General features: G+C 71.5%; 20 protein-coding genes. 14 read left to right on the forward strand and 6 right to left on the reverse strand.

Going from position 1 to position 17871, the window contains the following annotated elements; translation table 11 throughout:
* Window positions 1–141 precede the first annotated feature (141 nt).
* Window positions 142–714: a flavoprotein gene (locus HW130_RS28035; RefSeq protein WP_375256598.1), complete on the reverse strand. Its 573-nt coding sequence runs from the start codon at window positions 712–714 to the stop codon at window positions 142–144.
* A 101-nt stretch (window positions 715–815) separates the two neighbouring features.
* Here HW130_RS28035 and HW130_RS28040 point away from each other — a divergent pair, with 101 nt between their 5' ends.
* The 6 genes from HW130_RS28040 (at window position 816) to HW130_RS28065 (ending at window position 4006) form a co-directional block, all read left to right on the forward strand.
* A complete protein-coding gene (locus tag HW130_RS28040) occupies window positions 816–1997 on the forward strand; it encodes a helix-turn-helix domain-containing protein (RefSeq protein WP_177152533.1) in 1182 nt (393 codons plus the stop codon).
* Between the two features lie 294 nt (window positions 1998–2291).
* A complete protein-coding gene (locus tag HW130_RS28045; RefSeq protein ID WP_177152534.1) occupies window positions 2292–2564 on the forward strand; it encodes a hypothetical protein in 273 nt (90 codons plus the stop codon).
* A 14-nt stretch (window positions 2565–2578) separates the two neighbouring features.
* Window positions 2579–2728, forward strand: coding sequence for a hypothetical protein (locus tag HW130_RS28050; RefSeq protein ID WP_177152535.1), 150 nt, complete (start codon window positions 2579–2581; stop codon window positions 2726–2728).
* 124 nt (window positions 2729–2852) lie between these two features.
* Window positions 2853–3299 carry a hypothetical protein gene (locus HW130_RS28055; protein ID WP_256356385.1) on the forward strand — a complete coding sequence of 149 codons (447 nt, stop codon included), beginning with the start codon at window positions 2853–2855 and terminating at the stop codon, window positions 3297–3299.
* A gap of 66 nt (window positions 3300–3365) precedes the next feature.
* On the forward strand, window positions 3366–3743 hold the full coding sequence (locus tag HW130_RS28060; protein ID WP_177152536.1) for a hypothetical protein: 378 nt from the start codon (window positions 3366–3368) through the stop codon (window positions 3741–3743).
* Between the two features lie 56 nt (window positions 3744–3799).
* Window positions 3800–4006: a hypothetical protein gene (locus HW130_RS28065; RefSeq protein ID WP_177152537.1), complete on the forward strand. Its 207-nt coding sequence runs from the start codon at window positions 3800–3802 to the stop codon at window positions 4004–4006.
* 39 nt (window positions 4007–4045) lie between these two features.
* Here the strand turns inward: HW130_RS28065 and HW130_RS28070 are convergent, their stop codons facing one another.
* Window positions 4046–4984 (reverse strand): LysR family transcriptional regulator, encoded by a 939-nt coding sequence (locus tag HW130_RS28070; RefSeq protein ID WP_177152538.1) that lies wholly within the window; start codon window positions 4982–4984, stop codon window positions 4046–4048.
* 273 nt (window positions 4985–5257) lie between these two features.
* Here HW130_RS28070 and HW130_RS28075 point away from each other — a divergent pair, with 273 nt between their 5' ends.
* The 5 genes from HW130_RS28075 to HW130_RS28095 all read left to right on the forward strand — a co-directional run bounded on the left by HW130_RS28075 (window position 5258) and on the right by HW130_RS28095 (window position 10703).
* Window positions 5258–6211: an ABC transporter substrate-binding protein gene (locus tag HW130_RS28075; protein ID WP_177152539.1), complete on the forward strand. Its 954-nt coding sequence runs from the start codon at window positions 5258–5260 to the stop codon at window positions 6209–6211.
* Window positions 6208–7191: an amino acid ABC transporter permease gene (locus tag HW130_RS28080; RefSeq protein ID WP_177152540.1), complete on the forward strand. Its 984-nt coding sequence runs from the start codon at window positions 6208–6210 to the stop codon at window positions 7189–7191. Before HW130_RS28075 ends, HW130_RS28080 begins: the two co-directional genes overlap by 4 nt.
* A complete protein-coding gene (locus HW130_RS28085) occupies window positions 7188–7964 on the forward strand; it encodes an amino acid ABC transporter ATP-binding protein (protein WP_177152541.1) in 777 nt (258 codons plus the stop codon). The genes HW130_RS28080 and HW130_RS28085 overlap by 4 nt, the downstream gene beginning before the upstream one ends.
* A 254-nt stretch (window positions 7965–8218) precedes the next feature.
* Window positions 8219–9424: an FAD-binding oxidoreductase gene (locus tag HW130_RS28090; protein ID WP_177152542.1), complete on the forward strand. Its 1206-nt coding sequence runs from the start codon at window positions 8219–8221 to the stop codon at window positions 9422–9424.
* Window positions 9425–9521: 97 nt separating this feature from the next.
* Entirely contained in the window at window positions 9522–10703 is a 1182-nt protein-coding gene (locus HW130_RS28095; protein ID WP_177152543.1) for an alpha/beta fold hydrolase, read from the forward strand.
* Window positions 10704–10764: 61 nt separating this feature from the next.
* Here the strand turns inward: HW130_RS28095 and HW130_RS28100 are convergent, their stop codons facing one another.
* A complete protein-coding gene (locus HW130_RS28100) occupies window positions 10765–11376 on the reverse strand; it encodes a hypothetical protein (RefSeq protein ID WP_177152544.1) in 612 nt (203 codons plus the stop codon).
* Window positions 11377–11556: 180 nt separating this feature from the next.
* Here HW130_RS28100 and HW130_RS28105 point away from each other — a divergent pair, with 180 nt between their 5' ends.
* Entirely contained in the window at window positions 11557–12498 is a 942-nt protein-coding gene (locus tag HW130_RS28105; RefSeq protein WP_177152545.1) for a CHRD domain-containing protein, read from the forward strand.
* A gap of 74 nt (window positions 12499–12572) precedes the next feature.
* Window positions 12573–12875, forward strand: a complete 303-nt coding sequence (locus tag HW130_RS28110; RefSeq protein WP_177152546.1) for a hypothetical protein — start codon at window positions 12573–12575, stop codon at window positions 12873–12875.
* 260 nt (window positions 12876–13135) lie between these two features.
* On the opposite strand, the gene HW130_RS28115 is transcribed toward HW130_RS28110, so the two are convergent.
* Window positions 13136–14722: a DUF445 domain-containing protein gene (locus HW130_RS28115; protein ID WP_256356386.1), complete on the reverse strand. Its 1587-nt coding sequence runs from the start codon at window positions 14720–14722 to the stop codon at window positions 13136–13138.
* Between the two features lie 101 nt (window positions 14723–14823).
* Here HW130_RS28115 and HW130_RS28120 point away from each other — a divergent pair, with 101 nt between their 5' ends.
* Window positions 14824–16068: an SGNH/GDSL hydrolase family protein gene (locus HW130_RS28120; protein ID WP_177152547.1), complete on the forward strand. Its 1245-nt coding sequence runs from the start codon at window positions 14824–14826 to the stop codon at window positions 16066–16068.
* A 93-nt stretch (window positions 16069–16161) separates the two neighbouring features.
* On the opposite strand, the gene HW130_RS28125 is transcribed toward HW130_RS28120, so the two are convergent.
* The gene (locus tag HW130_RS28125) at window positions 16162–16890 is read right to left on the reverse strand and encodes a DUF1707 domain-containing protein (RefSeq protein ID WP_375256599.1); all 729 of its coding nucleotides are present in this window, start codon (window positions 16888–16890) and stop codon (window positions 16162–16164) included.
* Between the two features lie 13 nt (window positions 16891–16903).
* Window positions 16904–17860: an ATP-binding cassette domain-containing protein gene (locus HW130_RS28130; RefSeq protein ID WP_177152548.1), complete on the reverse strand. Its 957-nt coding sequence runs from the start codon at window positions 17858–17860 to the stop codon at window positions 16904–16906.
* Between the last annotated feature and the right edge of the window lie 11 nt (window positions 17861–17871).

A 17871-nucleotide genomic window follows, 5' to 3' on the forward strand; every position in this document is an offset into this window, starting at 1 on the left:
GGACATACCTACGTAAGCCGCGCTTCTCGATCGGTTCTGCAAGGAGTTGAGGTGGCTAACGACGACCTCCATTGGTGCGCCTCACCTTCTCTGTGCCAGCCCCTGGAAGCGACCAGATGCAGGCCGCTCTGTACGTCGGACTCACACACCGGAATCAGGCCTGCGGCCGACCGCTGTCGCAGCGTCCAGCGCCAATTCCCACGGGTACTCGCTCGGTCGTCCCTGCCCCGGCTCGTTGGGCACGAACCCGCCCTCTCCGTACAGCACAGTTACGCCCGCCGCTCGCAACGTCTCCACGGACCGCTCGAACGCTGGGTGCTGAGCATAGGCGGCGTTGACGCATGGCATGGCCACCGTCGGGATTCCCTTCCCGATGCCCTCAGCGACCACTCCGACGACGAACTTGGTCGTCAGCCCGAGCGCCCATTCATTCACCGAGTTGAACGTGGAGGGCGCGAACACGATCACGTCCGCTTTCGGCCACACGTCCGGCTCGCCGGGCAGCTTGTACTCGGAGCGCACGGGATGGCCGGTGAGCGCGGCCAGGCCGTCAAGACTCGACTGCAGCCATCGGGCCGCTGTAGGCGTCAAGCCGAGGCATACGTCCCATCCGCGGGCTTGAGCAGCCTCGATCACTTTGGCGACGTCGAAGACGGGGGGCGCGGCCGAGCAGAACAGATACAAAGTCCTCGTCATGCCTTCATCCGACCACATGCAACCGTCTTCGTCCCAGGAGCGATTGAGGCCGGATCGAGGCCCCACGCACCCCGAGCGCCGGTACCGTTCCAGATGACCAGTCAGGAACGGAGACCGGTATGTCCCTCGCCGACGACGACCACACAGGTTCCCGGATCAGGCAACAGAGGAAGTTGGCACGCCTGACCCAGCGGCAGCTCGCGGACCGGCTCCCGTACTCCTACAGCCTGCTCAACCAAGTGGAGTGCGGAGCCCGCCCTGCCACCGACGGTTTCGTTGCCGCCGTCGCTTCGGCACTCCGGGTCGACGCCACCGTACTCACCGGAACTGCGTCCGTCACCGAGATTCAGCAAGGTCGTTTGGCTGCCCTCGTGCGCCCCATTCGCGAAGTCCTGGACCTGTTCGACCTCGAGCCTGCCACCGAGCGCCAGGGCCGGCCTCTCCCCGAGCTCATCGCCTCAGCCGATGGCGTGTGCCAGGCCGTACGGGCAACGCACCTCCGTAAGGCTGCCTTAGTGCTGCCCGGACTCATCACGGACCTGACCCGCGCTGCGCAGACCACCCCGACAACAGCCACATGGCAGGCTCTTGCGTCCACGTACCGCACCGCACACGACATTGCCCTGAAGGTCGGTTACCGAGACCTGGCGACGGTCGCCCTTGATCGCATGGGGTGGGCTGCCCAGAGGGCATCGGACCCGTGTCTCGGTGCCATTCGGCAGTACAAGCGGGCACTCGGCCACAAGAAGACGGAGCACGACCTCGGTCGCCGCCTCGTCAGAGCCGGTCATGAATTGCTCACTGACGAGTCCTCGCGCGAGGCCCTCGCCGTCGCCGGCCAGCTGCACCTCGGAGCGTCCGCCGTCGCCGCCCGCGCAGGGGATCGCGCCGCCGTAGCCGCTCACATTGCTGCCGCCCGCGACATCGCCGACCGCATTGGAGGCGAGGCAGGCGAGGTGCACTGGCTGTCGTTCGGCCACATCAACATCTCTCTGCATGAGATGGGCGCTTCCGTCGCCATGAAGCAGTTCGACGAGGCGCTGAAGCAGGCGCGCAACCTGAAGCTGCCACCGTCGACGCCCACGTCCCGGCGTGCGCGATTTCTCGTGGACCGGGCAGTTGTGGAGATGGAGGCAGGGCACACCGACGCTGCCCTGCGACACCTCGTCGAAGCCCGGCATGCCGCACCCGAACAGACCCGCTACCACCCCGGTACACGTGAAGCCGTCAACGGGCTGCTGCACACATCTCGCCGTGCACCCGACACGCTCAACCTCATGGCCGCGTGGATCGGCCTGTAGCAGTACTCACAACGCTCACAAAACTGTGAGCGTTCCACCTCTCACCGGCCGCCACCCTGGGTCCATGCCCGATCAATGGACGAGTTGGGGGAATGCCATGGCGCTGCATGAGGCGGGCCGCACATCCTTGCGGCACTGCGCTTACTGCCCAGGGGCGGGTGCCGACTGCTGCGTGCGCGTGCACGAATCCGTCTCCGGCGGCTCGCGCACGACGGTCTACGCGCACAAGGCATGTGCTCAGGCACGTCACGTGCCCATCCTGTACCGCATCGTCCAGTCTGCTGGGCGGGCTTCATGACCCCGCGGATCATCATCACAGCCGCGGCATGGAACCTCGGTCTCGACACCGAGGAAGGCGCCCCGGAGAAGCCTCTGTTCGAGGCGCAGTGCACCAGTTGTGGTCACTCATCCGGCGCAACCGAGGGCCGACGGTTGCCAGCCGAGGCGTGGGCGCTCAAGCACACCGGCGAACGCCCCGGGCACCGCAGCTTCCGCGCGATCCAGACCAGTTTCTGGCGCGTCACCCCGGCCCCTGGCAACCCGTATGCCTCCGAGGTAGCGGAGTGACCGCAATGAGCGGCATGCGCATCTGCATTCGCTGCGACCTACCGATCAAGGGCGAGGCCGAGAAGGTGCCACAACTGTGGGCACCGACCGGGGCTCGGCCGGACGACTACAGCCACCGCGACGACGACCGCGAGTGCCGCCCTCCTGGTCGCTCCGCGATGTGAACTCCCGTCCCGGACCAATTCCTGGCAGGACCGGGTCCGGGACGGGCGGGCCCCGCGAAGGGCCCTACACGCACCACGGCGCACGGGTAGGCCGCGCGCCGAGCACGTACCGGAGGAGCATCGCATGACCGCTCTCGCAACAGAACTGACCCACGGACGCAGCCTCGTCGGGCCTGAGCTCTTCAACCGGCTCGTGAACTTCCTCGTCCAGGAAGAGAAGATCACCCGCGAGCGGGCCGAACGCGTCATGGACCAGGCGCTCGCCTTCCTCCACATGTCCGCCCACCGCGACGAGGGCCTGTCGCCGTCCCAGGCCGTGGACCCCGGATGGCACGCCTTCATGCTCCACACCCGCGACTACGCCGCCTGGTGCCAAAGGCAGTTCGGCCGGTTCATCCATCACAACCCGTTCCCCGCCCCGCAGCTCTACGACGGGGCACAGATGCGGGCCACCGTCGCCGCCATCGAGGACGCCGGCTTCGTCGTCGACCACGAACTGTGGGGCACGGCGGCCACGTGCAATCCGCCGGCCTGCTGCGGCGACGGAGGCGGATGCGGCGGCGGCAAGTAGCCGCCCTGTTCAAATTGCGCGGCCGCCGCCCCGGCGGCCGCGCCCGTCCTCCGGCACGGAGCAGCCATGCCCACCCTCGACATCACCGGCGTCAGCCGACTCACCGTCTTCCCGCTGCACGGCCTGTCCGTCGCCTACACCACCCAGTCCAGCGACCGGCGCGGCCTCGGGGACATCGCCGTGGTCGCTGTCGTCGAGCCCGACGGCGTCACCGGCGACCAGTTGTGGCACCTCGCAGCCGGCATGTACGCCAACCCACCCACCACCCAGACGCAGGCTCGCTGGATCCTCACCCAATGCACCCGCGCACGGATCTGCCGCGCCCCCCTTCACCGCGACCTGCCCACCGCCAAGTGGACGGCGGCACTGACCCGCACCGTCCACCTCGATGCGCTGTTCGCCAACCACGACATCCTCCGCACCGGCACGCTCACGATCGACTAGCGACCGCACCGGCACCCCCCTGTGAACAAAGGCCGGGAGCAAGGGACGATGTCCCCGTGACCGATCGCATCAGTGCGCTCATCTCCGCCTTCGGCGTTCTCTGCGCCTCCCTCCTCCTTATCGGCGCAGTACGCGGATACCAGACGGGCTCGTCAGCCATCTGGATCGCGGCCGGGGCGCTCGTGCTTCTCATCGAATGCATCACCCTCGTACGCGATGTCCGGCGGCTGCGGGCAGCACCCCGGGGCTCCGGAGTGGACTGAGTCAGCCGGCGCTCCCGGCCCGGCCCCGGGCCGGGAGCATCACACCGCCGTCGGCATCTCCCCCGCCTCCGACAGTTCCTCGTCGATCGTCGTCGCCGCCGCCCGCAGCACCTCGACCGCCTGGTCCAGGAACGGGTTCGGGTCGCCCGAGCGGCGGACCGCGAACACGCGGCGTACGTGCGTGGGGTTGGCGAGGCGGATCAGGTGGACGTCCTCCGACTTGCTGAGCGCCAGTTCCGGGACGATCGCGACGCCGAGCCCGTTCCGTACGAGCTCGAACGGGAGGTTGTAGTCGTTCGTGCGGAAGATGACCTCGGGACGGAAGCCTCCCGCCGCGCAGATGTGGAAGAGGGAGCGGGCCGCGTCGGTGTCCTCGCGGTAGCAGATCCAGCGTTCCGCCGAGAGGTCGCTGACCTGGATGCGTTTGCGGCGGGCCAGCCGGTGCCTCTTGGGCACGAGAACGTACAGCGGCTCCTCCAGGATCAGGGTCCGCTCCAGGTCGGGCGGGTCGTTGCGCGGCACCGTCCCGTACTCGAAGATCACGGCGAGGTCGAGCCTGCCCTCCGCGACGGCGGGCAGGGTGACCGGCGGGTCGCCCTCCTCGTAGCGGACGTCGACGTGCGGGCGGTCGCGCAGGAACTCGGTGAGCACGGCCGGCATCAGGCGGAAGCCCGCCGACCAGAAGCTGCCGAGATGCAGCCGGCCGCGTTCGGCCGCCGCGAAGGACCGCATCTCGTCCTCGGCGGCCTCCAGGTCGGCGAGCAGCCGTGCTGCCCGCCGGGCGAGTTGGGCGCCTGCGGCAGTGGGCCTGACACTGCGCGGCGAGCGCTCGAAGAGCGGTACGCCGAGGGCCCGTTCCACCGAGGCTATCTGCTGGGAGACCGCGGAGGGGGAGTAGCCGAGGCGGCGGGCGGCGGTGCGCAGTGAACCGGTGGCGACCACATCGCGGATCGCCTGCAACTGCGTCGGGGTCAGCATCAGCCGAACTTAACAACGGCTCCGGTGTCGCCGCCAGAGGTCGCCCTCGACGAAGTTCCCTGCTGTGCCGGCGTGTCGGCCGCTCGGCGGTTCGCTGCGCAGGTGGGCGCGGGTGCGCCGACGGAGCCGAGCAACAGGTCAACTGAACGATGTGTGCGGCAATGTTCATTCTGTTTCATCTTGTGTCGCCGGTTCGACTGTCGCAGATTGAGCGGCATCGAGCGGCAGGAACCGGCCACGAACATGGCCGGCCCACCAGCGAAAGGCACTGCCATGGACATACGGCTCCCGGGGCTCCGAGCCCACCGGACGAGGCGCGCCGCAGCTGCCGGCGTGGCGCTGGCCGGACTTCTTCCGCTGCTGGCGGCGTGCGGCGGCACGTCGTCGGCCGGTGCGACCGGGCCGGGATCCGCAGCGGCATCCGGCCAGGCCGCCGCGCAGGAGAAGGACCCGAAGCTGGCGGCGCTGCTGCCGAAGAAGGTGCGGGACTCCGGCGAGCTGGTCGTCGCGGAGGGGGACGACTATCCGCCTCTGGTGTCCCTCGGTCCGGACAACAAGACGCTGGTCGGCATGGAGCCGGAACTCATGCGGGCGATCGGGCAGGTGCTCGGCGTCGAGGTCAAGTTCTCCAAGGCCAGCTTCGACAGCATCATCGGCGGCGTCCAGTCGCGCCGCTACGACCTCGCCATCCAGGCCATGCTCGACAAGCCGGAACGCCGGCAGCACGTCACGTTCGTCGACTACTTCAAGACGAGCAGCGCGATCCTCGTGCAGCAGAAGAACGCGAAGTCGATCGGCTCCCTGGACGATCTGTGCGGCAGGACGGCGGCCGTCGAGAACGGCACCGCCCAGGTCGAGGACATCGAGGCGCAGGCGAAGAAGTGCGAGGCCGCGGGCAAGCCCGCCGCGAAGGCGCTGGTCTTCCCCGACTCCGTGGGCTGCTTCCAGGCGCTGTCCACCGGCCGCGCCGACGCCTTCGTGGGCGGCACCCCGACCGTCGCCTACCAGGCCGGGCAGTCGAACGGCCGGCTGCGCCAGGTCGGCGAGCCGTACCGCTTCCTGCCGTACGGAATCCTGGTGAACAAGCAGGACAAGAACCTGGTCGACGCCGTGCGGCAGGCCCTGCAGAAGCTCATCGACAACGGTGCGTACGGCGAGATCCTGGGGCGCTGGGACGTCGAGTCCGGCGCTCTCGACCGGGTCACGGTGAACGGCGCGACGGCATGAGCGAGTCCACGCTCCGCACCGCCCATGTGATCAAGACGAGCGCGGGGCGCAGGGAGATCGACGCGGTGCCGGTGCGCCGGCCGGGCCGCTGGTTCGCCTCCGCCGCGCTCGTGTTCCTCCTGGTCTTCCTCCTCGAGGGGTGGTCCGCGAACGAGCGGATGCAGTGGGCGACGGTCGGCGACCATCTCTTCGCCCCCGTCGTCCTCGAGGGCCTGGCCACGACACTCTGGCTGACGGCGGCCGCCATGGCCATCGGCGTCGCCGGGGGCGTCGTCCTGGCCGTGATGCGCCGGTCCGCCAACCCGCTGCTGTCGCGGCTGAGCTGGGTCTACGTCTGGGCGTTCCGCGGCACACCCCTCCTGGTCCAGCTGCTGTTCTGGTACTTCCTCGCCGCGATCGTGCCGGAGGTCGGACTCGGGGTGCCGTGGGGGCCGACGTTCGTCGAGTTCGACACGAACACGCTGGTGACCCAGACGTCGGCGGCGCTGCTCGGCCTCGGGCTGCACGAGGCCGCGTACATGGCGGAGATCGTCCGTTCCGGCATCGCCTCCGTGGACGACGGGCAGACGGAGGCGGCGCACGCGCTCGGCATGACGCGCCGGCAGACCCTGCGGCGCATCGTGCTGCCGCAGGCGCTGCGCATCATCATCCCGCCCACGGGCAACCAGGTGATCTCCATGCTGAAGACCACCTCACTGGTCTCGGTGATCGCCGTGCCCGAACTGCTCACCTCCATCCAGGCGATCTACTCCCGGAACTTCCAGCAGATCCCGCTGCTGACGGTGGCCTGCGCCTGGTACCTGCTGGCCGTCTCGGTGCTCGGCGTCGGCCAGTACTACCTGGAACGCCGGTACGGACGCGGCGCGAGCCGCGATCTGCCGCCGACACCGCTGCAGCGCGTACGCACCGGCCTCGCCGCTCGCCGGACCGCCCCGCAGGAGCCCGTACGCCCGAAGCCCGCGCCGCAGGAGGACCGATGACGACGACCACCGCATCACCCGTGGTGCGTGCCGAGGGTGTCCACAAGAGCTTCGGCCGGACGGAGGTGCTCAAGGGCATCGACCTGACCGTCGCCGCCGGTGAGGTGATGTGCCTGGTCGGCCCGTCCGGATCCGGCAAGTCGACCTTCCTGCGGTGCGTCAACCACCTGGAGACCATCGACGCCGGTCGGCTGTACGTGCGCGACAGGCTCATCGGCTACGAGGAGCGCGACGGCCGCGTCCACGAGCTCACCGACGCGGCGATCGCGCGGCAGCGGCGTGGGATCGGCATGGTCTTCCAGCGCTTCAACCTGTTCCCGCACATGACGGCGCTGGAGAACGTGATGGAGGCCCCGGTCCAGGTCAGGAAGGAGTCCAAGGCCGAGGCCGGGGAGCGTGCGCGGTCCCTGCTCGCCCGGGTCGGACTGGCCGATCGGGCCGGCTCCTACCCGTCGCAGCTGTCGGGCGGCCAGCAGCAACGGGTGGCGATCGCCCGGGCGTTGGCGATGCGGCCCGATCTGATGCTGTTCGACGAGCCGACCTCCGCGCTGGACCCCGAGCTCGTGGGCGAGGTCCTCGATGTGATGCGCGGGCTCGCCGAGGACGGCATGACGATGATCGTCGTCACTCATGAGATGGGGTTCGCCCGCGAGGTGGGCGACTCTCTCGTGTTCATGGACGCCGGTGTCGTCGTCGAGTCGGGCGACCCGGCCGATGTGCTGGGCTCTCCCCGTCACGCCCGCACCCGGGCATTTCTCGGCAAGGTCCGCTGACCGGTACCGCGCCGCCCTTGCCCCGGTCGGCTCTTCTGACGCCGGCCCTCGTCCGGTGCCGGTCGTCTCTTCTGACGCCGGGTCGGCTCGTCCGGTGCCGGCCCGCGCTTCCCGCGCCGGTCGGCTCTCCCGATGCCGCCGTCCTCTGCCGTGCCGCCCTTCTCCGCTGCCGCCCGCTTCGGGTACCGCCCCTTGCCCGGTACCGCTCGCTGCCCGGCGGCGCCCTTTCTTCCCGTATCGCAAAGGAAAGACCCATGCCTCGTGTCCTCGTCGTCGGAGCCGGCGTGCTCGGCGCCTCCGTGGCGCACCATCTGGTTCAGGCCGGTGCCCATGTCACCGTGATCGACGCCGGCGGCCCGGCCGCCGGAACGTCCAGCGCCACCTTCTCCATCGACGTCACCCACCTCAAGACGCCGTTCAGCTACTACGCGTTGAACCGGCGCGGCGCCGAACTGCACCAGCGGCTCGGCGAGGAACTGGGCGGAGCGGACTGGCGCCACCCGGCTCCGCTCGTGCAGTGGGGCCACACCGAGCAGGAGCAGCACGTCATCCGCGAGCGGGCCGAGCGGCTGCGGGGCTGGGGCCACGCCTGCCGCTCCGCCCACCCCGCCGAACTGGCCGACCTGGCGCCGGGCGTCTCCCCGGACGCCTGCCGGGCCGACGAACTTGTCGTCCATGAGCACGCGTGCTGGTACGACGCCCCGCTGTTCACGCGGCGACTGCTCGACCGGGCGGCTCTGGGCGGCGCGGACATCCGCTTCGGGCTGCGTGTCACGGAGGTGCTGCGCACGGGCGAGCGGATCACCGGCGTGGTGGCCGAGGGGCGCCGGTTCGATGCGGACTGGGTGGTCAACTGCGCGGGCCCGGACGCGGGGCGCATCGCCGCGCTGGCGGGTGCGTCGCTGCCGCTGAACCGGGTGCCCGGGCTCGTCGGCGAGAGCACGCGGCTGCCCGAACACGACCAGCTCGGCGCGATCCTGGCCACGCCCGGTGTCGACCTGCGGCCGGCGCCGGACGGCCGGGTCGTGTCGATCTCGTGGCCGGTGGACGCCTTGCTGCCGCCGGATGCCGAGGGCGCGGCGGACACCGAGGGCGCGGCGGATGCGGCACGGCAGGCCGACCCGGCGCTGGAGCAGGAGCTGCACCGCCTGGGCCGGGAGGTGTTCACGCCGCTGCGTGCCGCCGGGATGGCGGGCGTACGGCTCGGGGTGCGTCCGGTGCCCGCGGACGGGCTGCCCCTGGTCGGCTGCGCAGAGGCAACTCCCGGTCTCTACACGGTTGTCACGCACAGCGGTGTCACCCTGGCACCGGCGCTCGGCCTGCTCGCCGCGCGCGAAATCGTCGGCGGCCGCGCCTGCGAGGAACTCGCCGACTACCGTCCGGACCGCACCCCCGCCACGGACGTACTCGACGAGAGCGTGCAGGTCATGAGCGGCGCGGCCGCGATCACGGCGGCCTGAACGGGGGACGGTCGGACGCCGGCGCCCTTGGGGGGCGGACCTGGCGACGTCCGCACGGCGGGAGCCGTTGTCAGTGGGTACCGGCATGCTGGCGGGCATGACCTCGATCACGCTGACCGACATCGAAGCGGCACTGCACGCCGGTTGGGCCGCCGACACGTGTTCGCCCGACGACGTGGCACGCGCCGCCTGGACCGACGACAACCCGGCCTGGGGGCACTGCGACATCACCGCGCTGGTCGTGCACGACGTCTTCGGCGGTGATCTGGTGCTGGGCGAGGTCTTTCTCGGCGACGAGCAGCACGGCCACCACTGGTGGAACGTGCTGCCGCGCGGCGTCGAGATCGACCTCACCCGCGACCAGTTCCGGGACGGGCAGGCGGTGACCGGCCGGCGGATCGTCCCACGGCCGGCCGGGCGGCCGCTGCTGCGTGCGGAGGAGTACGAGCTGCTGCGCGGCCGGGTCGAGGCGCGCCTCGGCCGGCCCCTGCCCGGACCGCCCGCGGAGGGGCCCTCCCGCCGCGCCTTCGACGCCGGCGGCCACCGGCTGTCGTATCTGGACTTCGGCGGGCCGGGACGCCCGCTGCTCGCGCTGCACGGGCATTTCGGCGAGGGCCGCACGTTCGCGGACCTGGCCGCCGCGCTCGCGCCCGCGTGGCGCGTGATCGCCCTCGACCAGCGCGGTCACGGACGTTCGGACCGGCCCGGGGACTTCTCGCGCGAGGGGTACGTACGGGACGCGGCGGCGCTGCTCGACCACCTCGGGCTCAGCGGTGTCGTGGTGCTCGGGCACTCGCTGGGCGGTGTCAACGCCTACCGGCTCGCGGCGCGGCGGCCGGAGCTGGTCCGGGCGCTGGTCGTCGAGGACATCGGTGCGGAGGTCCACGACGACCTGTCGTTCTGCCTCTCCTGGCCGCACCGGGCGCCGACGCGTGCGGCGCTGGTCGAGGGGCTGGGAGAGTCCGCCCGCTATCTGGGGGACGCGATACGCGAGCACGCCGACGGGTGGGGTCTGGCCTTCGAGCCGAAGGACATGGTGCTCTCGCAACAGCAGTTGCGGGGCGACCACTGGCAGGACTGGCTCGCGACGGGCTGCCCGGCGCTCCTCGTCCACGGCGCCCACAGCGACGTCCTGAGCGCCGCACACGCCGAGGAGATGGCCACGCGCCGCCCCGGCACCACGCTCGTCCGGCTCCCTGCCGGACACACGGTGCACGAGACGGACCCGGCGGGATTCGGCGCGGCGGTACGGGATTTCCTGGGCAGCCTGTGTCCCTGAGGCGCCGGGCGTCCCTCACGGGCAGGACCGCGGCTGCGATCCCAGGTGCGGGGCGATCGGCTCAGACCACCGTCTCCGCCTCCTCCTTGATCAGCTTGCCGTCCGCCGCGATCACGAACCATTCGTCGTCCAGGCCCTGGCCGTTGACGTCCCCGGGGGTCACGTCGCCCACGTAGTAGTACAGCGGCCAGTCCCCGTAGACCGCCTGTTCGGCGCCCGTGCCCAGCTTGGTCTCCTTCAGGAGTGAGGCCTCGGTGCCCGGGCCCGCCGTCACGTCGGTCGCGGAGATGAGGGCCGGCCAGACCGCGATGCAGTCGGCGTCGCAGGTGGCCTGACCCGGCTTGTCCTTGGTGAAGCCGTAGAGCGTCCGGCCCTTGCCGTCGACGAGGATCGTGCCCAGGTCGGACTCCGCGGTCTTGACCGTGACGGTCGCGGGCGCGGGCTCCGGCGCGGGGTCGGGGGCGGCGTCGGCCGGGGCCTCCCCACCGGCGGGTGCGTCGGCGGGCGGCCGCTCCGGCGAGGGCTGTTCGGCGCTCGGGGACACCGGCCCCGCCCCGTACCCGGAGCCCGAACCGCCGGAGTCCTCGCACGACGTCACCGTGAGCAGCGCCAACGCGATCAGCGGGGCCACGATCAGAGTTCTGGTCCGGGCTGTGGTGCGGGTGCCGCGCATGGTGAGATCCCCTCGGATTCCGGTCTGCGGGAAGGAACGTACGGCGGGATGTACGGGCCCGACCGACCGGCTGTTCACTCCGATTGGCGGTGATTTCCGTTGAACGGGGCGCCGGGGAGCCCCGTACTTGACGCCGACCGGCCACGACCGGGTCGGCCCCCAACGGGAGGTTCATCCGCCATGCACAAGCGTCATGTCTCCGTCTCGGCCGCCGCCGCCCTCGTGCTCGCCGCCGCGGCGGGCGCCGTCCCCGCCTCCGCGCAAGACAGCCACGGAGGCGGCACGGCGAAGGGCGGCGCGGTGACGTTCACGAAACCGGCCCGCGGCCACGCCGTCACCTTCGCCGCCGTCCTCACCGGCGCGCACGAGGTCGCCGAGAAGGGCGGGCCCGCCGTGAACGACCCCGACGGCCAGGCCGTCGCGCTCGTCAAGGTGAAGGGCGACCGGGTCGTCTTCGCGATGCAGTGGAAGGGGTTCGTGCCGAGCCAGGGGCACATCCACGAGGGCGCCGCCGGACAGAACGGCGACGTCAAGGTCCCGTTGTTCGGCACCGAGATGCCCGACACCATCCACTCGGCGGCCGGGCACACGGTCCTCACGGACGCCGCGCTCGCCGACAGCATCCGCGAGCATCCGTCCGGGTTCTATCTGAACCTGCACAGCAAGGAGTTCCCGGGCGGCGCCGTGCGCGGGCAACTGAAACGCCTGAAGCGGAACATCAACCCGCTCCACATCATCAAGGGCGGCAAGCTGCGGGCCCTGGCGAACGGCGCGCAGGAGGTGCCGGTGACGGACCCGCACAAGGTGGGGGACGACGACGGGTACGCGGTGACCTTCCTGCACCCCGCCGGCCGCAGCGTCGACTTCTCGCTCGCCTGGGTCGACATCCAGGCGCCCCAGGCCGCGCACATCCACAAGGGCGGTTTCGGGAAGAACGGGGACGTGGTGCTGGGGCTCCTGAACAAGCCTGTCCCCGAGGGCCTGTTCGCCGTCTCCGGGCGGCTGGAGGACCAGCACAAGGGGCTGCTGGAGGAGATACGCCACAACCCGTGGGCGTTCTACTCGAACATCCACACCAAGAAGTTCCCGGACGGCGCGGTGCGCGGCCAGCTCTTCCACTGAGGGGGCAGGCCCCCGGCGACGGGGGCGTTCTACGCTCGGTGCATCAGTGTTCGACAGTGAAAGGCGGCAGCACCATGGCCAAGGTTCCCGCGGCAGCGGTGGCGGCAGGCGGACTCGTGGGCGGGTACTCGGTGGCCCGCTTCAGCGGGAAGCGTCCCCTCGGCGGGGTCGCCCTCGCCGCGGCCGGTGCCCTCGCCGCCCGCCAGTGGCATCAGGACGCAGGGCCCAAGGCCGCCGTCGGGCTGAGCGCCGCGTACGTCGCCGCCTTCGCCGGGTCGCATCCCCTGGCCAAGAAGGTGGGCGCCTGGCCGGCCGTCCTCACCGTGGCGGCCGGTGTGGCCCTCGCCTCCGTGGCGGTCACCCGCCGGAGCCACTGAGCCCGCGAAGCCGGTGAGGGGAGCGCTGAACGCTTCCGGCCCGCCGTACGTATTCCATGACACCTCCCCTAGAAGCGCTGGGCGCGTGACCGTCGGCAGGGACCGGTCACGCGCCCAGCGCACGTCCGCACGACGGCAACGGCAACGGCAACGGCAACGGCAACGGCAACGGCAACGGCAACGGCAACGTAAGCCCACTGCACATCCGCACGACGGCGACGGCCCCGTAAGCCCCCCGCACATCCGCACGGCTGACCCCGTCAGGCGCCCAGCGCGTGCGCGACGGTGTAGATCAGCAGACCGGCGAGCGCGCCGACCACCGTGCCGTTGATCCTGATGAACTGAAGGTCACGGCCGATGTGCGCCTCGATCTTGCGCGAGGTGTGCTCCGCGTCCCAGCTCGCGATCGTCTCCGAGATCAGCGAGGTGATCTCGGTGCGGTACGTGGTGACCAGGTACACCGCCGCGTCCTCGACCCAGCCCTCCACCTTCGCCTGGAGCCTGCTGTCCGTCGCCAGCCGGGCGCCCAGCGACAGCAGCGAGGCGCGGGCGCGCAGCCGGAGCTCGCTGCGGTCGTCCTCCGCCGCCGAGATGATCATGCCGCGTACGGAGGACCAGGCCGACGCGATCACGTCCTGCACCTCCGAGCGCGACAGCATCTCCGACTTCATCCGCTCGACGCGCTCCCGCGTCTGCGTGTCCGACTGGAGGTCGGCCGCGAAGTCCCCGAGGAAACGGTCGATCGCGCCGCGCGCCGGGTGGGCCGGCATGTCGCGCATCTCGGTGACGAAGCGCAGCAGCTCCCGGTAGACGCGCTCGCCGACCTTCCGGTCCACGAACCGGGGCGTCCAGCCGGGGGCGCCGCCCTCGATCGCGTCCATGACGGAGTCCGAGTGGATGACCATCCAGTCGTGGGCGCGGACGCAGATGAGGTCGACGGCCCGGTGGTGGGCGCCGTCGGCCACGACCTTCTGGAGCGTCTTGCCGATACCGGGCGCGATCTCGGCGGCCTCCGCTCGGCGGGTGATCGCCTCACCGACGACCGCCTGGACGTCGGAGTCGCGCAGGACGGTGAGCGCGCCGCGCAGGGCGGTGGACAGTTCGGAGGTGACGCGGTCGGCGTGGGCGGGCTCGGCGAGCCAGGCGCCGAGGCGGCCGCCGATGCCGAGGGCGTGCAGGCGGGCGCGTACGACGTCCTCGGAGAGGAAGTTCTCGCCGACGAAGGAGCCGAGAGCCGTGCCGAGCTGGTCCTTCTTGTTCGGGATGATCGCGGTGTGCGGGATGGGCAGGCCGAGGGGGTGGCGGAAGAGCGCGGTGACGGCGAACCAGTCGGCGAGCGCGCCGACCATGCCGGCCTCGGCCGCGGCCGCGACGTATCCGGCCCAGGGGCCGAGTCCCTCGTTCTTCGCCCAGGTGGCGAGGACGAAGATCAGCGCGACGAGCAGGAGCAGGCCGGTGGCGGTGGCCTTCATGCGCCGCACGCCCCGCCGCTTCTCCTCGTCGGCGGCGGTGTACGCGAAGCCGGGCAGCCCGGCGCCGGCGCGGGCCTCGGCCCGGGCGGTCGGCGCCGGGGGCGAGACGGCCGTCCGCACACCGTCGGCCCGCGCGGCCGCGGCCGCGGCCGCGTCTGCGCCTGCGCCGCCGGAAGCGTCCGGCAGCGCGGCATCCGCCCCGTCACCGGCTCGCACGGCACCCGAAGTCCCGCCGGAGCCCGGCGTGGAGGCGACCCCCGAAGCGCCCAGCCCGCGGTGCACGGGGCCCGAGGCTCCGGACCCGGCCGCGTCCTTTGGCCTCACGCCTCCGGCGCGCTCCGAGCCGTCCGGCTCATCCGGTTCTGTGCGTTCCATCCGCTCCACCCGTCCGCGCGTGCGTACCGTACGCATTGTCCCTACCTCGTGTACTCCTGGGGGGCACGTCGAGTTCCCGGGGCATGGCCGATGATGTGTTCATGAGCAAGCGTTCGGGGTATGCGGCTCTCGCTGCCCTCGTGTCCGCAGTCGTCCTGATCTGCGGCGGTATCTACCTCGGGGTCGGCGCCGTCAAGGCCAAGCCGGCCGTTCGCAAACCCCCGGCGGCCACGCCCCTGTGGATCGGCACCTGGGCGGCGAGCCCCGTCGGCATCGCGCCCGTCGCCACCGTCGCCGGCGCGCCCAGCGGATCGCACGGCCGGTCCGTGCGCAACGTCGTGCACACCAGCATCGGCGGCACCGCCGCGCGCGTCACCGTCTCCAACCTCTACGGCACCCTGCCGCTGCGCATCTCCGCCGTGTCCCTCGCCGTGCGCGCCGGCGACGACGGCCCGGAAGCCGTGAGGGGGACGCTGCGGCCCGTCACCTTCGGCCGGGCGACCGGCGCCACCGTCGCCCCCGGCGGGCAACTGGTCAGCGACCCGGTCGTGCTGCGCATCCCCTACGACGGCGATCTCCTGGTCACCGTCCACACGCCCGCTCCGGGCGGAGTGACCTCCCACACCCACGCCCGGCAGACGTCCTACGTCGCCGAGGGCGACCACACGCGGGACGAGGCCGGGGACGCCTACCGGACGGAGACCCGCTCCTGGCACCACGTCACCGCCGTCGACGTCCTCACCGCGGAGGCGCGCGGCGCCGTCGTCGCCGTCGGGGACTCGATCACCGACGGGGTGTCGTCCACGCCCGACACCAACCGCCGCTGGCCCGACGTGCTCGCCGACCGGCTGGCCGGACGGTACGGCGTGCTGAACGAGGGCATCAGCGGCAACCGGCTGCTCAGCCAGGACCGGGGCCCCAGCACCCTCGACCGCTTCGACCGCGACGTGCTCTCGCGCTCCGGCGCCAGGACCGTGATCGTCGCCATCGGCATCAACGACCTGCTGCGCGCGCCGTACACGCCGCCCGGCGACGGCGTCGTCACCGGCCTGACCGAGCTGTCCCGCCGCGCCCGTGCCCAGGGGCTGCGCGTGATCGGCGCGACCCTCATGCCGTGCGGCGGACACCTGCGCTGCACCCCGGCGGTGGAGGCCGAGCGCCTGGAGGTGAACGCGGCGATCCGCGCGGGCGGGATCTTCGACGCGGTCGTCGACTTCGACCGGGCGCTGCGCGATCCGTACGCACCGCAGCGGCTCCGCCCGGTGTACGACTCCGGTGACCACCTGCACCCGAGCGACGCGGGCTACGCGCGGATGGGCGCCTCGGTGGACGTCAAGGCGCTTTGACGGCGCCGGACCGGGACGCCGCGACGCCCGCGCGGACACGCCGACCCGCGCGGGCTCCGTGACCCGGTCGCCGTGCCCCCGCGCGGCGAGAGGTCAGTCGTCCAGTTCCTTGCGGCCCTGGTGGCCGTGGTGCCCCAGGTGGCCCCGGCTTTTCCTGTCCTTCTCCAGCCGGGCGCGCTCGGCCCGCTCGGCCTTCACGCGCTGCTTCTCGGCCTTGGTGCGCTTGCGTTCCACCCCGACGCCGCCCATGAGGGCCAGCCCCTTGACGATCACACGCGGCGCGGACGGGTCCGGTGCGCCGTCGACGCTGCCGTGCTCGCCGAAGCCGCCCAGGAGGCCGATGCCCTTGACCTCGACGTTCAGGTCGGGCGGGACGACGACCTGCACGCCGCCCATGATCGCGAAGCAGGTGATCACCGTCTCGCGGTCCTCGAACCGGGCTTCCCGCAGATCGAGCTCGCCGCCTGCCATGAGGGTGAAGGCGGTGAAGCGGCGGCCGACGGTCCAGGTCCCCCTGCGCCCGAACCCGCCCCAGAAGGCGAACGCCCCCTTCGAGGTCGCCGGCCTTCCGATGCGCTCCGCCCAGCCGCCGGAGGCCGGGGCGGGAGCGGCCGCGTCGACCGGCACGACCGTCCCGGCGGCGGGCAGGTCGCGCACCAGCGGCACCAACTCGCCGTGCGTACGCGCGCTGTACGCGGCCTCCAGGCGCTGCCCGAACTCCTCCATGTCGAGCCGCCCCTCGGCCACGGCTTCGCGCAGCCGCTCGGCCACGCGCTCCCGTTCGGAGTCGGACGCACGCATCTCGGAGGGTTCGCTCGTCATGTCGCCAGACTAGTCAGGCGGATCGATCCGCGTACATCTTCGCGATCACGGCCTCGATGTCCGGCTCCCGTACCGACAGGTCGACCAGCGGATACCGCTCCGCCAGGGCCGCGACGAGGGGCGCCGCCGACATCGAGGCGGGGAACGCCAGCCACTGTCTGGGGCCTTCCACCTTCACCGTCCGCGCCGCGTCGAGGGTGATGGGCGGCAGCTCCCGCTCCAGGTCGACGACCAGCGTCCGCTCGCTCTCGCCCACCTCGTGCAGTCCGGCGAGCGCGCCGTCGTACATCAGCTTTCCGTGGTCGATGACCATGACACGCTTGCACAGCTGCTCGATGTCGGTGAGATCGTGCGTGGTCAGCAGCACCGTCGTGCCGTGCTCGGCGTTCAGGTCGCGCAGGAACTCCCGCACCTTCGCCTTGGAGACCACGTCCAGGCCGATGGTCGGCTCGTCCAGGTAGAGCACTTCGGGGTCGTGCAGGAGGGCGGCCGCGATGTCGCCGCGCATCCGCTGACCGAGGGAGAGCTGACGCACCGGCACGTCCAACAGCTCGCCCAGATCGAGCATTTCGACGCAGCGGTCCAGGTTCTCGCGGAAGACGGCGTCCGGGACCCGGTACATGCGGTGCACCAGCCGGTACGAGTCGCGCAGCGGAAGGTCCCACCACAGGGTGGTGCGCTGCCCGAACACCACGCCGATCCGCTGCGCCAGCCGGGTGCGTTCGCGCGAGGGGTCGATGCCCGCGACCCGCAGGCGGCCGCCGCTCGGGGTGAGGATCCCGGTCAGCATCTTGATGGTGGTGGACTTCCCGGCGCCGTTCGGGCCGATGTAGCCGACCATCTCGCCGCGCGGCACGGTGAAGCTGATGCCGTCCACGGCGCGCACCCGGTGCCGCTCGCGGCGCATCCGCCCCACCTTGCGGCGTACGTCGAAGACCTTCTCGACCCCGTCGAGTTCGATGAAATCCATGACCTGACCAG

It is taken from the genome of Streptomyces sp. PKU-EA00015 (assembly GCF_013387495.1).
Taxonomy (GTDB): Bacteria; Actinomycetota; Actinomycetes; order Streptomycetales; family Streptomycetaceae; genus Streptomyces.

Bases quoted from the DNA above. Each gene is read 5' to 3' on its own strand.
- HW130_RS28060 (WP_177152536.1), top strand. From the start codon at position 3,366: ATGCCCACCCTCGACATCACCGGCGTCAGCCGACTCACCGTCTTCCCG.
- HW130_RS28085 (WP_177152541.1), top strand. From the start codon at position 7,188: ATGACGACGACCACCGCATCACCCGTGGTGCGTGCCGAGGGTGTCCAC.
- HW130_RS28045 (WP_177152534.1), top strand. From the start codon at position 2,292: ATGACCCCGCGGATCATCATCACAGCCGCGGCATGGAACCTCGGTCTC.
- HW130_RS28055 (WP_256356385.1), top strand. From the start codon at position 2,853: ATGACCGCTCTCGCAACAGAACTGACCCACGGACGCAGCCTCGTCGGG.
- HW130_RS28125 (WP_375256599.1), bottom strand. From the start codon at position 16,890: ATGACGAGCGAACCCTCCGAGATGCGTGCGTCCGACTCCGAACGGGAG.
- HW130_RS28105 (WP_177152545.1), top strand. From the start codon at position 11,557: ATGCACAAGCGTCATGTCTCCGTCTCGGCCGCCGCCGCCCTCGTGCTC.
- HW130_RS28070 (WP_177152538.1), bottom strand. From the start codon at position 4,984: ATGCTGACCCCGACGCAGTTGCAGGCGATCCGCGATGTGGTCGCCACC.
- HW130_RS28090 (WP_177152542.1), top strand. From the start codon at position 8,219: ATGCCTCGTGTCCTCGTCGTCGGAGCCGGCGTGCTCGGCGCCTCCGTG.
- HW130_RS28095 (WP_177152543.1), top strand. From the start codon at position 9,522: ATGACCTCGATCACGCTGACCGACATCGAAGCGGCACTGCACGCCGGT.
- HW130_RS28050 (WP_177152535.1), top strand. From the start codon at position 2,579: ATGCGCATCTGCATTCGCTGCGACCTACCGATCAAGGGCGAGGCCGAG.
- HW130_RS28100 (WP_177152544.1), bottom strand. From the start codon at position 11,376: ATGCGCGGCACCCGCACCACAGCCCGGACCAGAACTCTGATCGTGGCC.
- HW130_RS28120 (WP_177152547.1), top strand. From the start codon at position 14,824: ATGAGCAAGCGTTCGGGGTATGCGGCTCTCGCTGCCCTCGTGTCCGCA.
- HW130_RS28040 (WP_177152533.1), top strand. From the start codon at position 816: ATGTCCCTCGCCGACGACGACCACACAGGTTCCCGGATCAGGCAACAG.
- HW130_RS28130 (WP_177152548.1), bottom strand. From the start codon at position 17,860: ATGGATTTCATCGAACTCGACGGGGTCGAGAAGGTCTTCGACGTACGC.
- HW130_RS28110 (WP_177152546.1), top strand. From the start codon at position 12,573: ATGGCCAAGGTTCCCGCGGCAGCGGTGGCGGCAGGCGGACTCGTGGGC.
- HW130_RS28075 (WP_177152539.1), top strand. From the start codon at position 5,258: ATGGACATACGGCTCCCGGGGCTCCGAGCCCACCGGACGAGGCGCGCC.
- HW130_RS28080 (WP_177152540.1), top strand. From the start codon at position 6,208: ATGAGCGAGTCCACGCTCCGCACCGCCCATGTGATCAAGACGAGCGCG.
- HW130_RS28035 (WP_375256598.1), bottom strand. From the start codon at position 714: ATGTGGTCGGATGAAGGCATGACGAGGACTTTGTATCTGTTCTGCTCG.
- HW130_RS28115 (WP_256356386.1), bottom strand. From the start codon at position 14,722: ATGGAACGCACAGAACCGGATGAGCCGGACGGCTCGGAGCGCGCCGGA.